The 21591-nt window shown below is 47.9% G+C and carries 15 protein-coding genes; 2 read left to right on the top strand and 13 right to left on the bottom strand.

Annotation, left to right across the window (positions count from 1 at the left end):
* Positions 1-102: 102 nt before the first annotated feature.
* Positions 103-975 (top strand): AraC family transcriptional regulator, encoded by an 873-nt coding sequence (locus FBF61_RS09505; protein ID WP_138476957.1) that lies wholly within the window; start codon positions 103-105, stop codon positions 973-975.
* Between the two features lie 214 nt (positions 976-1189).
* The gene (locus FBF61_RS09500) at positions 1190-3595 is read left to right on the top strand and encodes a TonB-dependent receptor (protein WP_138476956.1); all 2406 of its coding nucleotides are present in this window, start codon (positions 1190-1192) and stop codon (positions 3593-3595) included.
* 35 nt (positions 3596-3630) lie between these two features.
* Here the strand turns inward: FBF61_RS09500 and FBF61_RS09495 are convergent, their stop codons facing one another.
* From FBF61_RS09495 to FBF61_RS09435, 13 genes are all read right to left on the bottom strand, one after another.
* On the bottom strand, positions 3631-3999 hold the full coding sequence (locus FBF61_RS09495) for a VOC family protein (RefSeq protein WP_138476955.1): 369 nt from the start codon (positions 3997-3999) through the stop codon (positions 3631-3633).
* Between the two features lie 71 nt (positions 4000-4070).
* Positions 4071-4892 (bottom strand): AraC family transcriptional regulator, encoded by an 822-nt coding sequence (locus FBF61_RS09490; protein ID WP_138476954.1) that lies wholly within the window; start codon positions 4890-4892, stop codon positions 4071-4073.
* A gap of 218 nt (positions 4893-5110) precedes the next feature.
* The gene (locus FBF61_RS09485) at positions 5111-5803 is read right to left on the bottom strand and encodes a phosphonatase-like hydrolase (RefSeq protein ID WP_166444481.1); all 693 of its coding nucleotides are present in this window, start codon (positions 5801-5803) and stop codon (positions 5111-5113) included.
* Positions 5804-5874: 71 nt separating this feature from the next.
* Positions 5875-7218, bottom strand: a complete 1344-nt coding sequence (locus FBF61_RS09480; RefSeq protein WP_138476953.1) for a DUF5690 family protein — start codon at positions 7216-7218, stop codon at positions 5875-5877.
* A gap of 25 nt (positions 7219-7243) precedes the next feature.
* Positions 7244-8215, bottom strand: a complete 972-nt coding sequence (locus FBF61_RS09475) for a metallophosphoesterase family protein (protein WP_166444480.1) — start codon at positions 8213-8215, stop codon at positions 7244-7246.
* Positions 8216-8225: 10 nt separating this feature from the next.
* On the bottom strand, positions 8226-9383 hold the full coding sequence (locus FBF61_RS09470) for a TIGR03364 family FAD-dependent oxidoreductase (protein WP_138476951.1): 1158 nt from the start codon (positions 9381-9383) through the stop codon (positions 8226-8228).
* 292 nt (positions 9384-9675) lie between these two features.
* Complete coding sequence (locus tag FBF61_RS09465; RefSeq protein WP_138476950.1) at positions 9676-10749, bottom strand: alkaline phosphatase family protein; 1074 nt, start codon at positions 10747-10749, stop codon at positions 9676-9678.
* 38 nt (positions 10750-10787) lie between these two features.
* The gene (locus FBF61_RS09460) at positions 10788-12266 is read right to left on the bottom strand and encodes a SusD/RagB family nutrient-binding outer membrane lipoprotein (protein ID WP_138476949.1); all 1479 of its coding nucleotides are present in this window, start codon (positions 12264-12266) and stop codon (positions 10788-10790) included.
* Between the two features lie 11 nt (positions 12267-12277).
* Positions 12278-15526: a SusC/RagA family TonB-linked outer membrane protein gene (locus FBF61_RS09455; protein ID WP_229214977.1), complete on the bottom strand. Its 3249-nt coding sequence runs from the start codon at positions 15524-15526 to the stop codon at positions 12278-12280.
* A 310-nt stretch (positions 15527-15836) separates the two neighbouring features.
* A complete protein-coding gene (locus FBF61_RS09450; protein ID WP_138476948.1) occupies positions 15837-17318 on the bottom strand; it encodes a sigma-54-dependent transcriptional regulator in 1482 nt (493 codons plus the stop codon).
* A gap of 51 nt (positions 17319-17369) precedes the next feature.
* Positions 17370-19382, bottom strand: coding sequence for a sensor histidine kinase (locus FBF61_RS09445; protein WP_138476947.1), 2013 nt, complete (start codon positions 19380-19382; stop codon positions 17370-17372).
* Between the two features lie 147 nt (positions 19383-19529).
* Positions 19530-20087, bottom strand: coding sequence for a hypothetical protein (locus tag FBF61_RS09440; protein ID WP_138476946.1), 558 nt, complete (start codon positions 20085-20087; stop codon positions 19530-19532).
* 9 nt (positions 20088-20096) lie between these two features.
* The gene (locus FBF61_RS09435; protein ID WP_138476945.1) at positions 20097-21590 is read right to left on the bottom strand and encodes a c-type cytochrome domain-containing protein; all 1494 of its coding nucleotides are present in this window, start codon (positions 21588-21590) and stop codon (positions 20097-20099) included.
* Between the last annotated feature and the right edge of the window lies 1 nt (position 21591).

Here is a 21591-nt window from a genome sequence, read left to right as displayed (position 1 = left end):
TTTTTTTGTGTTTTTTTAATCCTTCATTAAGACTATACCTTTTTATCACCTGGAAATGATGCTCCGGGACCAACTCAAATATCGGTAATACCAGACTAAGTTATGAAGCCTCAAATTCTCCAGGTTGCTACCACACCCAACAGGTCGTTCAGTATAAGAAGAGAGCTCATTCCGAACATCAACAGCCGCTGGCACTGTCATAGCGAGGTGGAGTTGATCTGTTTTCATAAAGGCAGCGGTACCCAGTTCGTAGGGGACGATGTCCGGAGATTTAATGCCGGGGATGTGGTTCTTGTCGGTGCCAGCTTACCTCATTTCTGGCATTTTGACGTAGAAGAACGATCTGATCAGGGAGACATTAACTCGCCATTTTCAACTGTGATCCACTTTACGGAGAATTTTTGGGGAGAGCGTTTTTTAATGCTTGCAGAAAACGCTGTCATAAAAAACGTACTCGAGAAAGCAAAACGCGGCCTGGCGCTGAAAGGGGAAATCGCGGTGAAAGTGATAGACCTTATGGAACAGCTGTATCATGCCGAAGGGCCTTACCGGATTATGCTGCTGATAGAGTCGCTGGTTGCCGCAAGTAACGTAAGCGATAAAAGTGTACTGGCTTCCCTCGGCTTCCGGTACGACAATCCGGAGCAGGAAAATGAAAGGATCAACGCAATATATAAGTATACGCTCAACCACTTCAGGGAAAAGATCAAACTCGAAACGGTGGCTTCCATAGCCGGGCTGTCGCCCAATTCTTTCTGCAGGTATTTCAAGTCCCGCACTGGCAAGCAGTTCTCACAATTTGTGACCGAGATCAGGGTGGGGTACGCATGTAAAATGCTCATTAATAATAACATGGGGATCAAGCAGATTTGCTATGACAGCGGATTTCACAACTTCACCTGTTTTTACAAGCAATTCAAACAAATCACCGGAAAGACGCCTGCGGGATATCAGCAGGCATTTTCAAACAGATAAGCATGCAGCACCTCTGTTGATCTACTTTTTGCCCGGTTCGTCTACTTTTTTTCAGCCGGACAGAACAGTTTCGCACATTTGTCAGGATGGCGCGTGGAATGATTTTTCCCTGCCGGCGTGCAACATTCCGGATCAAAAGGTGTCATTGCGATATTCCGGTCAGCCGGAACCCAAAGGTTGATGCCCGTCTGACCATCATCTATTTCGCCATGTTATGAAAATATTACTACTCTCCCTGGTTGCGTTCGCTGCGAGTTTCTGCCTGGTGTCGGCACAGCACATTAAAATCTCGGGTTTGCTGATGGACTCAGCAACCGTCAAACCCGTCGAATTTGCAGCTGTGGCCCTCCTGAAAGACGGAAAGATCATGGAGGGTGCGAACTCGGATTCCAAAGGCAGGTTTGTGTTCACCAAAGTTCCTCCCGGGCAATACGCCATTCAGGTTTCACTGATGAGCTATGCGACCAAAACGGTAGGAAAGATATCGGCCACAAACGAGGATATCGAAGTAGGTATCATTAAGCTTGTGCCGGCGGTTCAAAACCTGAATGAGGTGACGGTCAGTGAGCAGAAGGCATTGTTTGAGGAAAAATCGGACCGGATGGTTTACAATGCAGAAAAGGATATCAGTATCAAAGGCGGGGATGCGACCGACGTGCTCAAAAAAATACCCTCGGTGGCAGTGGACATTGAAGGTAATGTACAGCTTCGCGGCAGTTCGAATATCAAGGTGCTGATCGATAATAAACCATCGAGCATTGTAGCCCGCAGCGTGTCCGACGCCTTAAAACAAATCCCGGCCGATATCATCAAGCAAGTGGAGGTAATTACTTCACCATCTGCAAAATACGACGCGGAAGGCACCGCCGGGATCATCAATATCATTACCAAACGGAATACCATGAGGGGTACCAGCGGATCGGTCAGCCCTAACTTCGGACAATGGAACAACTGGCCGAATGCAAGTATCAACCACCGGATGAAAGGCCTGGGTATCTCTGCCAACGGCGGTTTCAGCAACTGGAGGAACAAGCGTTATATGCAATTGCTACGCTCTTTTACAAATGCTGACACGGTCACTGACCAGAACCAGACGCAGTGGGTGAGGGGCGATGGCCAGAATTTCTATGGTACGCTGAACCTGGATTGGGACGTGGATTCACTCAACCGCATCGGAGCGGGAGTGAATTATTATGATGGCGCCAACACCAATGGATTTGATATCGTTTTTGAGGAGAGCAGCAACGACAATGCCGGGCAATACTTCCGCAGGGACATGAGCAGAACCTACGACTGGTCTGGTGCGACCATCAACCTGGATTATACCCGTTTGTTTAAAAAGCCGAAAAAGGAAATTAATCTTTTGATGATGTATTCATTTGAAGAAGAGGATAGTAACTATTGGTCGGATCTGCTGAACCGCGGCAACAATGTTTACTACCGCGAGAAAAGCTACAACATCAGCAACAATAAAGAGGGAACAGTTCAACTCGATTTCACCAATCCGCTCGACAGCATCAGCACGCTCGAAATGGGCTCCAAAACCATCTTCAGGCAAATATTGAGCGACTACCGCATATCCAGCGCATTAGAAGGATCGACAGATTTCACAGACATGCCCGAGCTTGCCAATATTTTCGATTATGCCCAGCAGGTTACCTCTGGTTATGTCGTATATAGCCGTACGCCCAAAAAACGCTGGGGCGTCAATCTTGGGTTACGCTATGAGCACACCTTCATCCAGGCCCATTTCCTGAACGGGACAGCGTCTTTTGCAAACAACTACGGAAACCTGATTCCGAGCCTTAGTTTGTCACGCAGCCTGAAGAAAGATCAGCAGGTACGATTCAGCTATTCTCAACGCATTCAGCGCCCCCAGTTTTATTATCTAAATCCTTATGTAAATCAGGCTGATTCCAAAAACCTGTATGGCGGAAACCCTTATCTGAAACCCGAACTGACGCATTCCGTGGAGGCGAATTACAGCATATCCATCCGGCAGACGAGTCTCAATGCTTCCTTCTTCCTGCGCCAGACCAACAATGCCATCGAAAGCATCAATACCGTGGACAGCAGCGGTGTACTGAAACAGATCTTTCAAAATGTGGCGGAGAATTCAGCCTATGGGGTCAACCTGAGCGCCAATACGAAACTGACCAAACAATGGACTGTGAATGGTTCATTGAATGTATTTTACAATGTACTGGAAAGCAAGGAGCTCGCAACCAGCAATAAAGACTGGATGTACCGCATCAATCTCAACTCGACCATTGATTTTGGAAAAGGCATTAAAGCGCAGCTTTTTGGCTTCTACAACTCCCCCAGGGTTAATCTGCAGGGAAAAAATGGGAGCTTTGGCTTCTACAACATGGTGCTGCAAAAAGAGATCCTTAAAAAGAAATGCACCATTGGCGTGGGCTATGACAATCCCTTCAACCGCCGGATCAGATGGCGCAATGATTTTGTCGGTCCCAATTTTGTGCAGACGCAGGATGTAGCCATGTACCGCAGAGGGTGGCGCATTAACCTGAAATACGAATTCGGTCAAATGACGACCAACCAGCGTCAGAAAAAAAGGATCAGCAATGATGATAAAAAAGGAGGCGACGGCAACAACTAAGTTACCGGTAACCTTGCGTATAAATCGGGATATCGCTACTGCATCGAGTGGAGGCCCAGTTTATTCCCCTCTGTATCCGCGAACGTGGCATAAAAACCCATTTCCGGACTGATTTCAGTTTTGGCAACAATCACCTTGCCGTTATTGGCTTCCACCTTGTCCAGAATTACCTGTAAATTATCGCCTCCGTTAAGATATATGATCACGCCGTCCGATGAAGGTCTGTAACCTGCCGCCTCGATGATCGATCCGGAAACGTTTGTTCCATCAGCCGGGAAGAGCCCCATTTTAGTCCCCTGCCAATCGAGTTCCTCGATTTCGGTATTGAGTATTGCTTTGTAAAACGTTACTGCCCGCTGGAAATCGGATGCGGGTATCTCAAACATTGAAATAAGGTTTTCCATTTTGATCATTGTTTAATTGTGGCTGCAATGTGCCGTTTTTAATGATTAAAAAATTGGAAAAATGCGACACGTCACTCCCGGGAGTATAAAATTGACGAAAGGGCCAGTCCGCCGTCCTGATAAAAATCCTTGGGGCTGATACCTGCCAGCTCCTTAAAATCATTTGTAAAATGGGATTGATCAAAATACTGGCTTTCGTAGGCCACGTCTGCCAGGCTTTCGGTTTTTTTGTCGGCCATCATTTTCAAAACAGCCTGTAAGCGTATCGCCTTGCCCAGTTGCTTTGGGCTTAGTCCTACCTGTTTGGAAAAATTCCTTTCCAGCTGCCTCCTCTTTGAAGGATTGTCTTTCAGGATCTGATGAATTGAGGCGCTTCCTTTTGTCGACAGCATGGCTTCAATAGTCGATTTTACGATTCCATCGACCACGCTTTCTTCTGTGATCTTGTCAAAAAGAAACTTCTCTATTTCTTCAATGCGTTGTTCCGTGTTTTCGGCATTGACTATATGTTGTTCGAGCTCGTTTGAAATTTTTTCGCCAAACAGCGCCAATATGCTGGTTTCCTTATCCGTGAAATTTTTAATGGGGATGGCAGTAAAGTTGGCAAAACCGTACGGATAGAAACGGACAGCGAAAGAATTGACATAACCGGTGGGCTCAATAAAATATGGCTTGCTGATCTGGCCGAGAATCATAGCACGGGGTTGCAGAATGTATTGATCCGCTGTTGTGTACCGTTTCACATCGTCTCCGAGAATAAATATCATTTCAATGCAGCCGTCCGGAAGAATCCGCTGCTTCTGAGCGTTTGCTTCTGCCGGAACCTCTAATGTCCAGTAACATTTTATTAGCGACGCTAAGTCGGAGTGGGGCTTAAATGTCTGGTAGTCCATATCTGAGCGAAGTAGCCGTTTTACGGATCGAGTATACTAATTTATAAGAGAAATCCCATGAAATGCTACTAGGTGTCAGGCACTTTGTATCATAGAAAAAACAAAAAAAGCCAAAAGAAAAAATCCTCCGGCTTTGGTTGATACGCATTTTATTGTTGATAGTGAGTAATTTACAGGTAGTAAGTAAGTTTGCCTAGTGTGGGGACTCGGCCGTCGGTTCATTCTGCAACAGCTTTATCGGCTTCTTCAAAAATCGACAACAATTCGATGAGGTTGCCTATAATATAATCCGGACTGGCCTGACGAAGCTGGTCGGGCGTGTGTGCCCCGGTGGTGATGCCGATACTCAAACCGCAACCTGCATTCTGTCCTTCTTCAATATCGATCGCGGAGTCGCCTACTTTTGCAACTTCGCTTGCATCCGTGATACCCAACTGGCTCATTGCGAGTAAAATCATGTCAGGATTGGGCCTGTTAAGTTCAACGTCCGAAGCCGTGATCAGGCAGTCGAAATGGACTCCCGGTTCCCAGCCTATCTTTTTTACCAGTGCTTCCGCAGTCTGACGGTTGTAGCCTGTGTTGAGCACAACGGCAATGTTGAGCTCTCTCAGTGCATGGAACACACTGGTGGCATTGGGTTGCTCCAAAATATCCTGCGTGCTGTATGCGTCATCGAGCAGTATGAGGAACCGCTCAAAAATCTCCGCGGCCAGTTTTTCGTCTTCAATCTGCTTTAAGCTCAATATGCTTCTGATGGCCTGAAGCTTTTCCTTTCCTGCACCCTCTGCCAGTACTTCGTCCAGCGTTACGGAAAGTCCCTTTTCATTAACCGCGCGCATGAGTGTTTTGTATACCACATTATTTTCGTCGACCGTGGTTCCCGCCATGTCGAAAACGACCATTTTAATCATTGTGTCATTTATTTAGTTTGAATGTTATTTATTTAAAAACGATATCGTCCATTTTGGTTTCAAGAATTCGGTCACCGTACCACATAGGAATCCGGCCTGGCCGCTTTGATTATTTCATCGTCTGGCAATGCTCCCTTTTTCTGAAAATCCCGAGCTGTTTTTTTTGAAAAAAACAGGTGGCTAAAACCCAGTGCAAGCAATGCAACGATAGTAAGAACATAACAAAACTGCGTTAATGCGGCAGACCAGTTAAGGTCTTTCATGAAAAATTCCTTATAGAACAGCAGTATGACGCTGCCGAGATAGCCGCAGGCATCGCAGATGTAAACAAAAAAGCCGGCATTTGCCTTTATCTTGAAAAGGGCGATCATCCGTTCGAACAATGCGACCTGTATCGGGGTGTATGCCAGGAACATACCGGTACCCAGCATAACCATCCAGCTGAACGGCCCGATCCATTTGTAACTGAAGGCCAGTGTGCTGATTCCGCAAATCAGTATACCAAATGCAATCAGCCCCTGAATAGCCAGAAATCCTTTTGAATTGCTTCGGATCGCAGACAGGCAGCCCACAGAAAACAGCACGATCAAACCACTGATAGCTTCTGTTTTGGAGAACACGTTTCTGTCCCATCCGGGCTGGATCTCATTCCAGATCTCCACCGAAAAGTTATCCCTGAAATCACGCATCGTGGCCAGCAGGATGTAAATGAGGACAAATCCCATTACGCCCAGACCAAAGTTTTTCATCACCAGACGTTTATCATCACCTGTCATAGGAAGTCTTTCCGACCGCAGTATTTTGTCTGACTCGGTGGGTGGCGGAATAAGCTGGAGCATCCAGGAAAAAAACAGGAAAGCAGGTAAAAACAGCAAGCCGATTATTGTAGGAAGCCAGAATTCGGTCAACCCCGGAAAAAAATATTGTATCTGGAAATAAACAGTTTTGAGAAAACCGGACGAAACAATCAGGCTGATACTCAGTCCCATGCCCAATGCCTCCGTGAACTTCCGGCCTTCCAGGTAGCTGAAAATAACCCCCCAGACCATTCCCAGCGGAAGCCCGTTGAAAAACAGGAAAATGAAATTGTAAGGTGCCGGCACAAGCCCGAAAAACAGAAGTGACATTTCGGCGAAAACGATCAACCCGACAATGAGCGTTTGCCTGAATGCTGGTTTGAGTTCTGAAATGACTTTGATACCGACCCATTTGGAACACATATAGCCAATCACCTGCGCTACAATCAGGACTGTCTTGTAATGAAAGCCCCAGAGCGCAAAGTCACCATAGGTTCCGGCCGTGAATGGTTTGCGGAAGGCATACATACAAAAGTACGTCCCGAAGGCGGCCGCAACACACCAGAGGATAAAAAACACCTGGGAACGTGCCAGCCATTTCCTGATCAGTATCTTCATGAAAAGTGGAGTTTTGAGGTGAAAATCATAGGCTGACGCTGTGATCACTGATTCTGGTCGGAAATCTGGCACGCACTTCGTCGGGCGTTTCCTTGCTGTAAGTAGTGCTCCGGCCTTCTATGATCAGCTTGCCTTCCGGATCAAGGGTGATGAAAGCAAACAGCGGGTCTTTGTAATAATGCGCCCCGCTGTTGGTATAAACATAGGAGGCACTGTTGATGATAAAATAATGGACGCCATTTCGCTCGCCATGCCTGTCGTCATGGTCATGTCCCATGAAAACCGCGGCTACTTTGTTATTCGTATTGTTTTTGTCCGCGTTAAAATTCGCCTCGTCGAAGATTTTCAGGATGTCACTGGCATTGCCGAGTTCGTCAAAAAAATCACTCAGGAATACCGGCTGATGCATAAATACAATGACCGGATGCTGCGCTTTTTTCAGATCTTCTTTCAGCCAGTCCAATTGTGGCTGGTCGGTAAAGCTTCGTTTCGGAGCGGGTAGAGGCCCCCAGTTGGATGCATTGTAATCCACGAGCGTTAAGTCGTCCTTTTTCAGGAAGTTGCGGTCCATCACCACAAAGTGAAATCCCTCCCGGTCGAAAGAGTAGTAGCGCTGCTGCATACCCCACATTTTCATGATCGTCTCCTTGTCACAAAAGTCCATATCGTGGTTGCCCAGGACATGGTATTTTGGCCCTTTGAAACGGTTCCATTCCTCCATGATACCTGCTATCCCGGCTGTTTGGGTGGGCCTGCAAAAGTCGCCGCACTGTACGATGAAGTCAGGGTTCTCCTGCATCACCGCGTCCATAAAGCCTTTCATTCGGATGTCCTCCGGTTTTCCAAACTGCAAATGGTGTAGGTCGGTAATGAACCCGAACCGCAGTATTTTCTTTTCAGCCGACTGGCTCGGCGGAATGGCGTAAACATTTTTGGCCAGCAACGCAGTACCCACTGCCACACCGATATTTTGAATAAAACTTCTTCTGTCCTGCATGACTGTGGCTTTATTGGTTAAAGATCTTGCTGATGTTTTCCTGCGCATAACCTGCCGAACATGTCATACCCTTTCCGCCAATTCCCACGGTGATGAAAATCTTGTCTTCTATTGCGTGTTCAAAGATTTCTTCTTGGTCATGCAAACCGTAATATCCGGCCCAGGATTCACTGAGGTTTGTCATGTCGAAATCGGCAATCCGGCTTGCTTCCTTTAACATCAGATCATTAATGTGCTGGTTCAGCTGGTATCCGAGGTTTTCCTCTTCCCCGATTTTTGCATATTCATGTGAATCGCCGATGATGACCGTGCCGTCGATCGCCTGTTTGAGGAGAATATGGATGCCGTAACTTTCCAGTTCCAGCAAATGGTCGGGTGTCTTCATATTGGCAAATCCAGGGCATTCAGTAAAGGCCTCATACCGGCGGATACTCAGGCCGGTACCGATGTTGCCGGCCATTGCCAGTTTGGGAAGCGGCTTTGTGCGAAGCATCTGCAACTTGCTGACCGATAGTTTTTGCTCTTTAAACAATGCAGGAAAAAGCAGCCTGAACTCGTGCCCGGATGCAATAACTGCCCGTTCAGCGAGCAGTCGTTCGCCGCCGGCCATCGTCACTGCGACGTCACTGCCCGAAACGCTGCAATCCGTCACAACAGTCGCTCTTTTCATTTCAAAGTTTGTAAATGAAGAAAGCATGTACTCATGAACCTTATGGATGAACAGGTTAGGTTCGACGCTTACTTCCTGGGGGAAGTACAATGCTTCCCGGCAATAGGATGCCTTCATTGCCGGATATTTTGCCAGCAGCTGCGTTTGTGAAAGCAGCTCTGCTTTATAGCCCTTCGTGTCGTAAGTAGCTTTCAATTCATGGAGCAGTTGCTGCTCATCGTCGTCCGAGGCAATGTATACCGAGCCGTTATTGCGGACCGAGACGTCGAAACGCTGCTGGATCGATTTGTAAAGCTCCGTACCATACACCCCGTAATCGAACCATTTCCCCGACATACCGGAGGCGATTACCATACCGAAATTGCGGACAGTTGCATTGACAGGACGCTGGTCTTTTTCCAAAAGCAGCACTCTCTTCCCGGCCGCCGCTGCATGAAAAGCATGAAACGTCCCCAACGCCCCCGCCCCTACAACAATCAGATCATATTTAGAAACCATTTAATATTATTTAAAAGTTAATTCCCCGGTATACAGCAGCCAGATCTCTTATTAAGTCATTGGCTCATGGAGTCATTTATAGTTCGCCGGCCCAGTCCTTCGGTTCGACTCCACTCACCCTGACATTCAAAATTCATTCAATCATTCACTCATTCACTCATTCACTCATTCACTCATTCACTCATTCACTCATTCACTCATTCACTCATTCACTCATTCACTCATTCACTCATTCACTCATTCACTCATTCACTCATTCAATCATTCAATCATTCAATCATTCAAAATTCACTCATTCAAAATTCACCCCTTCCCCCACAGGATGATTTGCCGTAAACGTAAATCCCATCATCCGTGCCGCAGTTTGTGCAAACTGGTCCTGGTAGATCTGGACTTTGTTTTTCATTTCCCCGCCTGCCGGTGTATCCGGGCCTATCAGAGCCAGAAAAGTTTCATTGGAGCCAGGTGCTGAAGTGCCGTGGCCTGTCCAGTGCTTACCGGTGCCGCGGCCATGATCGGGATAGATCATGAATGTTGTTTTATCCTTGTAAAACGAATCTTTTTGCATCGTTTCCCACAGGCTTTTGATCATAGCGTCCAGGTAATGTGCCGCATCCAGGAAAGAATCGTATTCCCCTGAATGCCCGAAATTATCCGGATCAGCGAAATCGATATGGACAACCCTGGGATGGTTCGCGATGACATAGGATTTGGTCAGCGCATAGGTATGTGCATCAAAGCGGATACCATCACCAAAATAATCCGGAATGAACTTCTGCAATTCGTTTGAAAGGATCTGCGCCTCGGACAGGTTTGCGCCTTTTATAGTTTCGCCCGGAATGTTTACCAGCATTCCGTTCCGCTCGCGGTTTACGATCCTGTACACTGCGTCCCAGGAAGCAAATGTGACTACCTTTCCTTTGAAGCCTTTTTGTTTGTCGAAAAACTCCAGTACATTCTCATTAGGGTTGTTCGGGTAACTGTTGCTATTGATTTTTTCATCATAGTAACCGCAAAGCGTCTCGCTGCGTCCGGGATAGGAAAACCAGTATTTGTTTTTCACGTTGACGTTGTTTCCAAGGTCCCTGTTGCCATAAAGCCGCCCCTGGCCGGCTATGGTGTTCCAGAAAAAGGGCATCAGCTTCTGTCTCCGGTCATGGGCGGACGCGGCCCAGTACTTCTTGAAAAGAGCAGCAGAATCCTGTTTGCGGTACTTTTTGTCGAATAATAATGTTGAATCCGCGCCTCGGAAGATTTCTTGCCAGCGGTACCCGTCAATGGAAATCAGCACGATGTTTTTGGTTTGCTGGGCATAGCCTGCAAGGGTGCACACCAGCAAGGAAAGGATCAGGAGTTTAGTTCTCATCAAGTATTCTGTAAAGGGTTTAGGAATTATGAATGTTCTTATCTGATCAGCCACATTGTGTCATTCTGCGTGTCCGCGCCGCTAAATTGCGCCTGAATCGCAGCTTTCAGGTTGACTTCATTGGTGGTGTATTCCGATGTGGGGTACGCCCAGCGCACCGGGATCTGGTTGTTATTGGCATTGGACTGGCCGATATCAAATGCTGGTACGCCCGTTCTCCTGTTGTCGTAAAAAGCCTGCTTGCCAGAGTTCTCGAAAAAGGACATATACTTTTGTTCGAGGATTTTGTTAAGTCCCTGGGCAGCGGATGCAGGATATGGATTTGCCGCTATAAAGCTGGTCACGGCCGCAGCGCCAATGTTGTAAAACTTCATCGATTCCTCGATACCTTTTTGATAGAAATCTGCTGCGTTACCTGGCACCCATCCACGGTTGATGGCTTCGGCAATTACAAAGTTCACCTCAGGAGCGCCCAGCTGGATCGCGGGTACACCGGCAGCTGATGTTTCCCAAAAATCAAAATTAATCATCGACAAAAGGCCAGCACTGGACTGATCAAGCAGGGTAGACTGCAGATCGCCGGTTTTTCCGCCGCCGTACCTGGCGAATACGTCCGTATTTTTGGCAAGGGCTTCGGCGGGAAGCGCAACCACCATCAGGCGGGGGTCTTTGGTACTTTTCGCAATATTCACGTAGGTAGCGGCTAATGTGTTCCTTTTGTCATTTTTAACCACAACACCGTTACTTGGCCACAGTGGATAGGTGTTGAAGGTGTTGTAAATGACCTGGAAATTATCCGCGTTGGTAAGGATCAGCGGATACTTGGCCGGATCGGACAGGATGGTTGCAAACTGCTGCTTCACATTAAGCTCAGGCGTATCGTCGGCCCTTTTGCTCAGGCTGATCAATGTTCTCAATCTGTAAGAATTGACCAGTTTCTGCCATTTGGAAAGATCACCGTTGTAGATAAAATCATTGGGAATGGTTACGCGCTTTTCAATCAATGCGGGAAGTTCGGCGTTGGCTTCGTCCAGCCATTTCAGAACCTGAATGTAAATGTCTTTCTGGCTGTCGTATTTCGGCTTGAAATTCTGATCGCTTACACCTTTCATCGCTTCCGTCATGGGTATATCTCCGAACATTTCAGTTGCGCGGCTGTAAAAATAGGCCTTAAAGAATTTGGCCATCGTTTTGTACTGCGCGCCCAGATCACCCATTTTTTCGGCTTCGATTTCCATCTGGTTCACGTTTCTCAGTGCGGTGTAGATGTTTTCGTAAGTACCGGTCGTCCACCCGTAAGGCTGGCCTTCATAGTATGCTTCATTCTGGGTCATAAACTGGTTGTGGCGTTGGTCCAGACTCCACGGGGAATCATAGCTGGTCAGCAGAATGCCTGCAAATATCAAATCTGCCGACGGCCTGGTAATGGCTCCCGGGTCTTTTTGAAGGTCAGCGATATCCTCGCAGGATGCCAGGCAGACCGCGAGCGAAAAGATTATATATTTAAGATTTTTCATTGCGCTTTTGATTAAAATGTCAGGTTGAGGTTGGCACCGAAACTTTTAACAGATGGAGTCTGGAAACTCGTCGTGGTCTCTGTAAATTGATCCAGATCGATGTTCCGGGTATATTTTCCGGTGAAGTAGAGCAGGTTTCTGCCAACCAGGGAAATACTTGCAGCGGAAAAGAAACGTGTTTTGGCCAAAAGTGCCGAGGGTAAATTATAGCTGATCACCACCTCTCTCAGCTTCACGTAAGTCCGGTTTTTTGCGCCCACATAAGCCGACTGGTAATAATTGGTTGCCCAGGCCTGCCATAGAACCGGCACATCGTTTGTTGCGAATTCCCGCGTGTCGGAAATTACGTTACCGTCCTGGTCGGTGTTCAGCTGCCCTTTCACAATCCGCTGGCCATCGGTCATCACGCTGCCTTTGTAACCTTCAACGTTCCTGTTGTTCCAGTCTTTCAGACGGTATTCGCTGGCAGATTCAGGCGCGCTTCCGCTGCCGAACTGTTTGGTATACATATAGTTGTTGACTTTCCCGCCAAAACGGCCATCGACCTGAAAACTGAACACCAGGGATTTGTATTTGAAGGTGTTGTTGATACCGGCTGTGAATTTGTTGTCGTAATATCCGATTTTAGTGTTGTATGGATTGTAGGCAGGCATACCGTTGGTTCCCACGATCATATTTCCCTGCTCGTCGCGCTGAAAATCCTTGATAAAGTAACTGTCCGCACGGTCGCCCAGCTTGATGTTCCCATTGCGGGTTTGTGTTCCGTCAATCTTATCAAGCCATTTATGGTTCGTGGACCAGTTAGCGGCTATGTTCCAGGAGAAATTGTCCAGTTTGACCGCTGTCCCTTCAACGGTTAGTTCAGCGCCTTTTCTGATATAGGTAAATCCATTCTGCTGTATACCGGATACGCCCGACGTTATTGATGTGGGAACGCTTACAATGCCAGGCCCTTCCACGTTCCGGAAGACCGTCGCGTCAAAAGCCAGCCTGTTTTGAAAAAGGCGTACTTCCATGCCCAGTTCAAAAGTTTTTACCCTGGCCGCTTCCAGGTTGTTGCTGTAAAGTGTTCCCGTGTAGCTTACGCCGGTATAAGAGTTGTTCCAGCGCCCGGAATTGGAGTAGGTAGGAAGCAGGCTGTAAATTTCATATTGCTTTTCTTCATCTACAAAGTCGCTGGCAACGTTGGCATAAGATCCTCTTATCTTCACGAAAGAAATTTTCTCGGGAAAGGAAATCACCTCGGAGAGGACAGCGCTCAAAGAAGCCGATGGATAAAAGTATGTGTTGTTTTTGATGGGCATCGTGCTTGATTTGTCCACACGCCCCGTTACGTTCAGGAATAGGAAATCTTTGTAGTCCATGTCCACAAAACCGTACACGCTTCCTACCTGACGTTTTGCATAATCGTTTACAGATGTTGCGGGCTGAACCGAATTGGACAACGCATAAACGCCGGGAACGATCAAACCTTTTGTTGTAACCCCGTTCAATGAGGTAACCTTCACGGAACGCAGGTTTCCGTAGAGCGAGGCGTTAAGGCCAAAACGCTGACCAAACCGTTTTTCATACTTTACGGAAGCTTCCGTATTGTTTTCAAAAAAGGTATCGTATGTTTCTGAGTATCCTCCTGCCTGGTTGGGAAAACCAAAATTATACAGGTTTGAAGATATCGGTGCCCTGGTGCTCCGGTTTCTGTTCCATGCACTCAGACTTGTGCGCACATTGAAAGTGAGGTCATCCGTAGCCTTGTAGTTTGCTTGTGCAAAACCGTAAGTGTCGGTTTTGTAATAGGTTTTCAAAGCTTCATAGGCGGTCATCCACGGATTATCGTAAATGGTGTATTCGCGGTTGTACTGCTGCTGGTTCTCTTTGCCCGGCTGCCAATAGTTGCGCATATCGTTTACGTCATAATCCACGCCTCCCCAGACCGTAAAAATGTAAATAGGGCTCGCGGGGCCGTAGTCGAGGGTAGGGTAGTTGGGGGAATACTGGCGGTTATAATTGATGCTCGCATCGAAACGAAGCTTTTTACCCGCGTTGATACCACCTGCAATGTTGACGGTCGTTCCGCCCAGTTTGGTATTAGGGACCTGGCCGCGCTGAAACAGCTGCGAAAGCGACAGGCGAAAATCCCCGAAATCACTTTTATTGGAAATGGCAATGTTATTGGTGCTCAAAAGCCCGTTTCTCAAAAAGTTCGTAAGGTTGTCTTTACCCCTCGCCAGCCAGGGTATAGGGATTAACTTGCCAGTTTGCGGGTCCCTCTCGCTATTGTACTGGGTAATCGGCTGGCCTTCGAAACGCGGCCCCCAGATGTTGTAATCATTGTCATTGATACCGCCCCCACGGCCGTCCACAAAGGAATATTGAAAGTTGCTTCCCGGGCCGTACTCGCTCTGGTACTTGGGGATGGCGTTGAAACCAGTCTGTAACTGCGTACTGGAATTGAAGTCGACTGTAAATCCTTTCTTTGCGGAAGCGCCTTTTTTAGTTGTGATAATGATCGCTCCGTTCTGTCCCCTGTTTCCGTACAATGCGGCCGCGCTCGCACCTTTCAGGACAGAATAGGTCTCAATGTCATCCGGGCTGAGATTCCAGGAATCCGTATTGACGGGCACGCCGTCGACCACATACAAAACGCCGGTGCGTCCCCTCAATGTAACTTTGGGATTGGAGAACAGGTCGGGACTTTGAGCGATTGTCAGACCTGCCACCTTACCTGTAAGAGAGCTGATCGCATTCGGTTCGCGGGCCTTTACCATGGTGGCACCCTTCACTTCCTGCACGGCATACCCTACCGCTTTTTTCTCTTTTTTGATACCCAATGCAGTGACGACAACTTCATTCAGCTGCCTTGGATCTGCATTTAAAGAGACATCAATGGTAGTCTGATTTCCGAGCTTTACCTCCCGGCTCACAAAACCCAAAAACGAGAAGATCAATACATCGTTGCCATTGTCCACGTCAATGGAATAGTTACCTGAGGCATCCGTGATGGTGCCTTTTGAAGTCCCCTTGACGAGTACATTCACGCCTGCGAGTGCCCCGCTGTTTGAAGCGTCTGTCACTTTGCCTGTTACTTTGTCGACCGCATCGATGTCCGTCACGCCGGAACCTGCACGGGTATACGTGGCGTGATTCGCGCCGGCTGCTCTGGAAATGGTGGGAGCGCAGAGTCCCGTCATAAGGAGCAGGCAAGTTGGCAACAACCCCTTTGTCCAGTAAGGGCCTTCCAGGAAGTAAACCTTGTTTTTCATAGAATAGGATTTAGTGTTTCCTGTTCTATATCAAAAAGCAGCCCAATGATCATGTTGTTGAAAATCAGATCGTTATTAAATGCAGATATTCAAATTTTGATGATATGGCCCGTTTTTGATGATATTTAGTCAAAAATGAACGCTCTCGGCATTGCGGTTAACATTGGGATAATCTGAAAAGGGGAGAAATTGCGAGACAATCCATGCTATTATTCCTAAAATGCAATAGTTTTTTTCGAAAATCCGGCCATTCACAATAGTTACTGAAAGTCACACAGGGCTGGCACGAATGAGTGGCTCAATGTGATGATTAATCATCAGCATCATTGGGCCGCCGGATCTGCAGTTTCCGAATGCGGGATTGCAGCGTGCGTTCGTTGATCAGAAGCAGTCGTGCCGCACCCTGGTCACCGGTAACCCGCCAGTTGGTTTGCTGAAGTGCCCGGACAATATGAATCCGTTCGTTTTCCTCCAGTGACTCGATGGCGCCGCTTTCTCCGGGATTCTGAGGTGAGCCTGCGGAATCTTCGAGCAGCCAGCTGTCTATTTTAAACTTGTCGCCTTTGCTCATAATGATACCCCGCTCGATCACGTTTTCGAGTTCGCGGATATTGCCCGGCCAATGATGCGCCTGTAAAAGATGGTAAGTTTTCTTGGAGATACGGCGGATTACCTTTCCATTTTTGACGGCATATTTACGTACAAAGTGTCTTACCAAAAGCGGAATGTCGTCTTTCCTTTCCCGCAAAGGAGGCGTGTGCAAGGGGAATACATTGAGCCGGTAAAACAAGTCAGCCCGGAAGCGACCCTGCCGGACCGCGGCATTGAGGTCAACGTGCGTAGCGGTAATCACCCGGACATCAACTTTGGTGGTACGTGTTGCCCCAAGCCGGTCAAATTCCCCCTCCTGCAGAACACGCAGTAACTTTGCCTGCAACTCCAGCGGAAAATCGCCGATCTCGTCGAGGAAAATGGTACCCTGATGGGCCAGTTCAAAACGGCCCGGACGAGCGGACGTGGCACCCGTGAATGCCCCTTTTTCATGGCCGAATAATTCGCTCTCGATCAGTTGGGCTGGCAGCGCCGCGCAATTGATTTTAATAAATGGTTTCTGCCGGCGGTGGCTCAGCCTGTGGACAGCCCTGGCCAGGAGTTCTTTGCCGGTGCCCGTTTCACCGGTGATCAGGACAGTTGCGTCTGTAACTGCCACGCGCGCGGTACGGTGCAGCACTTCCTGAAAAATGGGGCTGTTACTTACCATATCATCGAAATTGAACGATTCGTTCACTTCCTCCCGGAGCAACTGATTTTCCTCTTCCAGCAGTTTGGTAAGGGTTTCCACTTCACCCAATGCCCGGCCCAGGTTTTCGTTGGTCTGTTGCAGATTTTCAATCAGTGCCGCGTTCTCTCTTTGTAAAGTCCGGATCTGCAGCGCTCTCTCAAATGCCCGGTTCAGTTCCTGTTCAGCCCAGGGTTTATGAAAGAAATGGAAAATCTTGCCCTGGTTAACCGCCTGTACAAGTGTTTCCAGGTCGCCGTAGCCCGTCAGGAGAATGCGGGCCGGTGCCGGGTCCAGTTCGTAGATTTTCTCAAAAAACTGAACGCCAGACATGCCAGGCATACGCTGGTCAGCCACAACCAGATCAACCTCATTTTGTTTAAATATTGTCAAACCCTCCTCCGCTGATAAGGCCGTCAATACATGATATTCCCATGAAAACGTGGCTGCGAAAAACTTTAGGTTGATCTCCTCATCGTCAACATACAGGATGGTATAGGGCTTTTGTTCCATTGCCATTTTGTTAATATATATTAAACATAATAGGCGAAAGGCTTATGTTAGTTAAGTCAGTGTTAAATTTGTGGGAAGGTAAATAAAAAATCTGGTACCACGGCCGACTTCACTTTCAACTTCCAGCGTACCCTGGTGTTTCCGGATGATACCGTAGGAAATTGACAATCCCAGCCCTGTACCTTCGCCCACCTGCTTTGTAGTGAAAAAAGGATCGAAGATTTTGGCCAGGATGCCTTGCTCTATACCGGTGCCGTTGTCACTGATGGTAATTTCAATTTTTTCACCAATCTGCCTGGTAGTAACGCTGACCAGTCCCTCGGTTCCGTCTGTTCTGGCTTCGATAGCCTGGATGGCATTGGTGAACAGGTTCATAAATACCTGGTTCAGTGGTCCCGGATAACAAGCCATCTCGGGTATGTTATCGCCATACTGCTTCGAGAGCTGGACGCCGGCTTCTTTAAATTTGAACTGAAGTAAAAGAAGTGTAGAGTCAAGACAGTCGTGGATATGGGCCCGCGTACGTTCAGACTCGTCGGTACGGGCAAAGTCACGTAAGCCGCTGACAATGTCCGCGGTACGTTTGGCACCAAGCCTGATCCCGTCGATAAACTCATTTAAGCTCGCTTTCACAGCCACATACCGGTTATTTTTCTTGACCAGTTCAATGGTATCCCGGTGCATGGCGATCTGCTCAACGGGCAGATCTTCCATTTTTTCCATTTCCGTAATGACCGTCATCAAAGCATTGATGTTTTTCTCCAATCCATTGATCCCGGTGAAAATGAAATTTACAGGATTGTTGATCTCATGGGCGACACCAGCCGTCAGCAGACCAAGAGACGCCATTTTCTCAGAATGGACGAGCGTATCCTGGGCAAGCTTAAGGTCGGAAAGCGCCTGTTCGATCTGATCGTTTTTCAGGATCAGTTTGTCATTCAACCGTTGTTTCGACCGGCTGGACCGCACAACCAGAGTGATAATGACGCCGATACCGATAACAATCAATCCCAGTAAATAAAGTGATGCGGTCTGGGTCCTTATCTGAATGATCTGTTTGTCGAGCACTTCTTTCTGTTGCTGGATTTTGGCGCGCTGGCCGTCAATCAGGCCGTCGCCTTTTGCCAGCTCCTGCGATTGCTGGGCGAGGCGTTCCTCATAATAGTTCAGGAAATAAACGAGCTTGCCCACCTTATCCGCCGCCTGCTGAACAGACACAAAATCCGTTGCCAAAGCATCAACAAAACGAACGGGGCCAACAGCTCCCCAGTTCTCCTTAACATGGTGCCACACAGCGGGATCGTCGTGATGTAAGTTCAGGAATAATGATCTCAACTGCTGTTTCAGAGCGTCCGGTAAATTTCGCCGTACCACGACCGGGCTTTGGGTGATCGGATAGGATGTCCAGATAATTCTGACTGCGTCTTTGGCGATCTGACCGGTGAGCTGATAGTTGATAAGATCATCTATGGATACAAACGCCGCGTCGGCACGTTTGCCTATAACCGATCGGATCGCCTCGAGGTGGCCTCCCGAAAAATGAACGCTCTCGAACTGTGCTTCGGGATACTGTACGCCTGAGGCAGCCAGCTGCATGCGGGGTACAATGTGCCCGGAAGTCGATGCGACATAGGCGAAATCTATTTTGACCCTGTCGGCTGCGCTGATGATCTGCCCCAGGTCGCGGTATGGGCTAGCCGGTCTGACGATGAGACAACTGCGGTAGGTCTTGGCTTTGCCACTGTTGTCGCCCAGAATTACAAAAGGCTCAATGTTGGTTATATGGTCGCTTTTGGCAAAAACATACTGAAAGGTGTTCATCATCGCCAGATCTACCTTTCCCTGCCTGAGCAGTTCGTGCATATGCTTTGTGGAGGGGATATTTTCGTATTTGACGGGGATCTTTAACTTGGCAGAAATATAATTGCAAAGGACCAGGGTCCGCTTTTCGTCAAAATAAGAGGATCCGGTAATCCTGAGCGTGTCCGGCTGAGACAACGCTGACATTGGGAGCCAGACAAGTAGCAGTAAACAGCCAATCGCCCCGTATAATAATTTAGCCATATCAGTTAGCAGACAGCCAGAAAGATAACCCTGAAAACCCTTTGTGCGTTTAAAGTGATATAAAAATTATTTGAGAGGATTCTTCCCGGCGGGAACCAACTTGTGCTATGCCTTAGATTTTGCGAGGTACGCGCGTTGCCCGGCCGACTATTCATGGAATTTTTTCGTGATGTATCCACTCGCTCGTGTATCTACTTGCAGAATATCAAACATCAGTAACGAAAGTTTGGTGAGTATGGTGTCGCATGAGAGGTTGGTTTCGACTGTAAACTCAATTCCTGCCATGTCTTCATGAAGGTCGAAACCCAGTGATAAAATGTTTTTTCTGAAGCGTGGCAGATAAACGTAATAATGTGCTTTCAACATTTCGCTTTCTGCAGGAATCTGGCAATAGAGCTTGTCATTGGGAAGTTTGTAGAAGTGAAGATAAAAATCTGAATTTTTGAGGAAGAACAGAGAAAATCCTTTGATCCTGTTTTTATTCAACTCGATTATCGCGTCCACCAGGTATTGTGTATCGGGTGCCAGGGGATTCCGGTTCAGTTGTTTGAGCCGGTCGATTTTTCTCTCAATCCGCCAGATGCCTTTTTGATAATACTGGGCATATTTATAATCCTGAAACTGAAGGCATTCCTGCAATTCTTCATTCAGCCTTAATTTTTCAGCCTCCAGTTCCTCGATAAGCAATTCAAATTCTGTCAGCATGGATACGTATCAGAGTGCTTTTGTTGAATCCCTGGCCGCATTTTTTCCGATTTGTAAAAACTGTGCGATGGCTGGCCCGCTCATACCATTGGTGATGACAACATGCGGATTTGATCTGTTCAGTTGATTCACAATGCTATCGGTAGCATTGGATTTCCAAACATATACCGATCGCATGGTCTTCATGGAGGCAATACTTTTGAGGCCATTATCAGTGATTTTTGTGTCGATCAGATTGAGGTATTCTAGGTAATCCAGTGATTTCAGATTTGCCAGGCCGGCATCTGATATTGCTGTATGGTCGAGGTGGAGTTTGGTCAGGTACTTCAATTTGGCAATTTCTTTCAGGGAGGCGTCGGTGATTTTGGTACCGCCCAGTTTTAAAGAAACGATTTGTCCTGATAAACCGGTCAGCAACGCGATCTGGCGATCGTCAAAGTCCTTCGCGTTCACAGCACTGACTTCCAGCAGGTTCAAATCCTGCGAAACCGAGTTGACAAGTAATCCTGCTTTTCTGAGCGCATCTATTTGTTTTTCATCCGCCTGCCCGACTTTCAGGCTTAACACCGGTGAAACAGTGGATTTTGCAGGACCGGCAGGGTTACCCGACGTCAGCGATGCCAGTGCCGGTTTTACAGCATCTGATTTTTGAAGCTCGCCCACTTTTTTGTCGGCAGGGGCACCTTGTTCTATCCACCACGACAGCAGTGCAATTTGCTCATTGGTCAGTTGGGGTTTTCCTTTAGGTGGCATGTGCTGATCGTCGTTTTCCGGGAGCAGGCACTTTTTGATCAGGTCACTTTCGGCGCTGTTGCCGGCCAGAAGGGCCGGGCCGCTCTCGCCTCCTTTTACGATGAAGGACATATCGTCCAGCCGGAGGCCCCCTTTGCTCTTGCTTGCATTGTGGCATTGCGTACAACGCATTTCCATAATAGGCTGGACAACATCCTTATAAACAAGGGCCTGCTCTATATTTTCAATCGGCTTGATTTCCTCGGAAGGCACCTTTCCAGGAGGCATTCCTGCCAGCGTGCGGAACGGCTCGGGCGTATATTGAGACAGGTATCCTTCCCCGTGCGTCAGCGAGCCGCCGTCATGCCCGGCGGTCATGGTGAGCAGTACGGCCAGGCCCAATGTGCCTGCATAAACGGTTGAAACGAGCGGTATTTTTTCTTTGAATTTATCAATGCTCACAAACCATGCGACCCACGCAAAAGCGGCCACGCCGATCCCCTGCCATTTGTGCCTGTCGAGCAGAAGTGCGTCGTATCCGCCTCCCAGTGAAAGCAGATAACCGGCAACACATGCCAGGGAAGCACCGATGGCAGAGCACAATAATATAAAAGCAATCGCCGGAGCCCCGACATTAATTTTATTTGTCCGCCGGCCCAGTTCCAGCAATGCAGCGATCAATAAAAAGCCGATAGGCAAATGAACCAGCAAGGGATGGAACCTGCCTATGAAAAGTGCCCAGCCTGACGACTGGAGAAGTAATTGAAACATA

Source organism: Dyadobacter bucti (assembly GCF_005869225.1).
Taxonomy (GTDB): Bacteria; Bacteroidota; Bacteroidia; order Cytophagales; family Spirosomataceae; genus Dyadobacter; species Dyadobacter bucti.
This window is presented reverse-complemented; position numbering and strand designations above follow the sequence as displayed.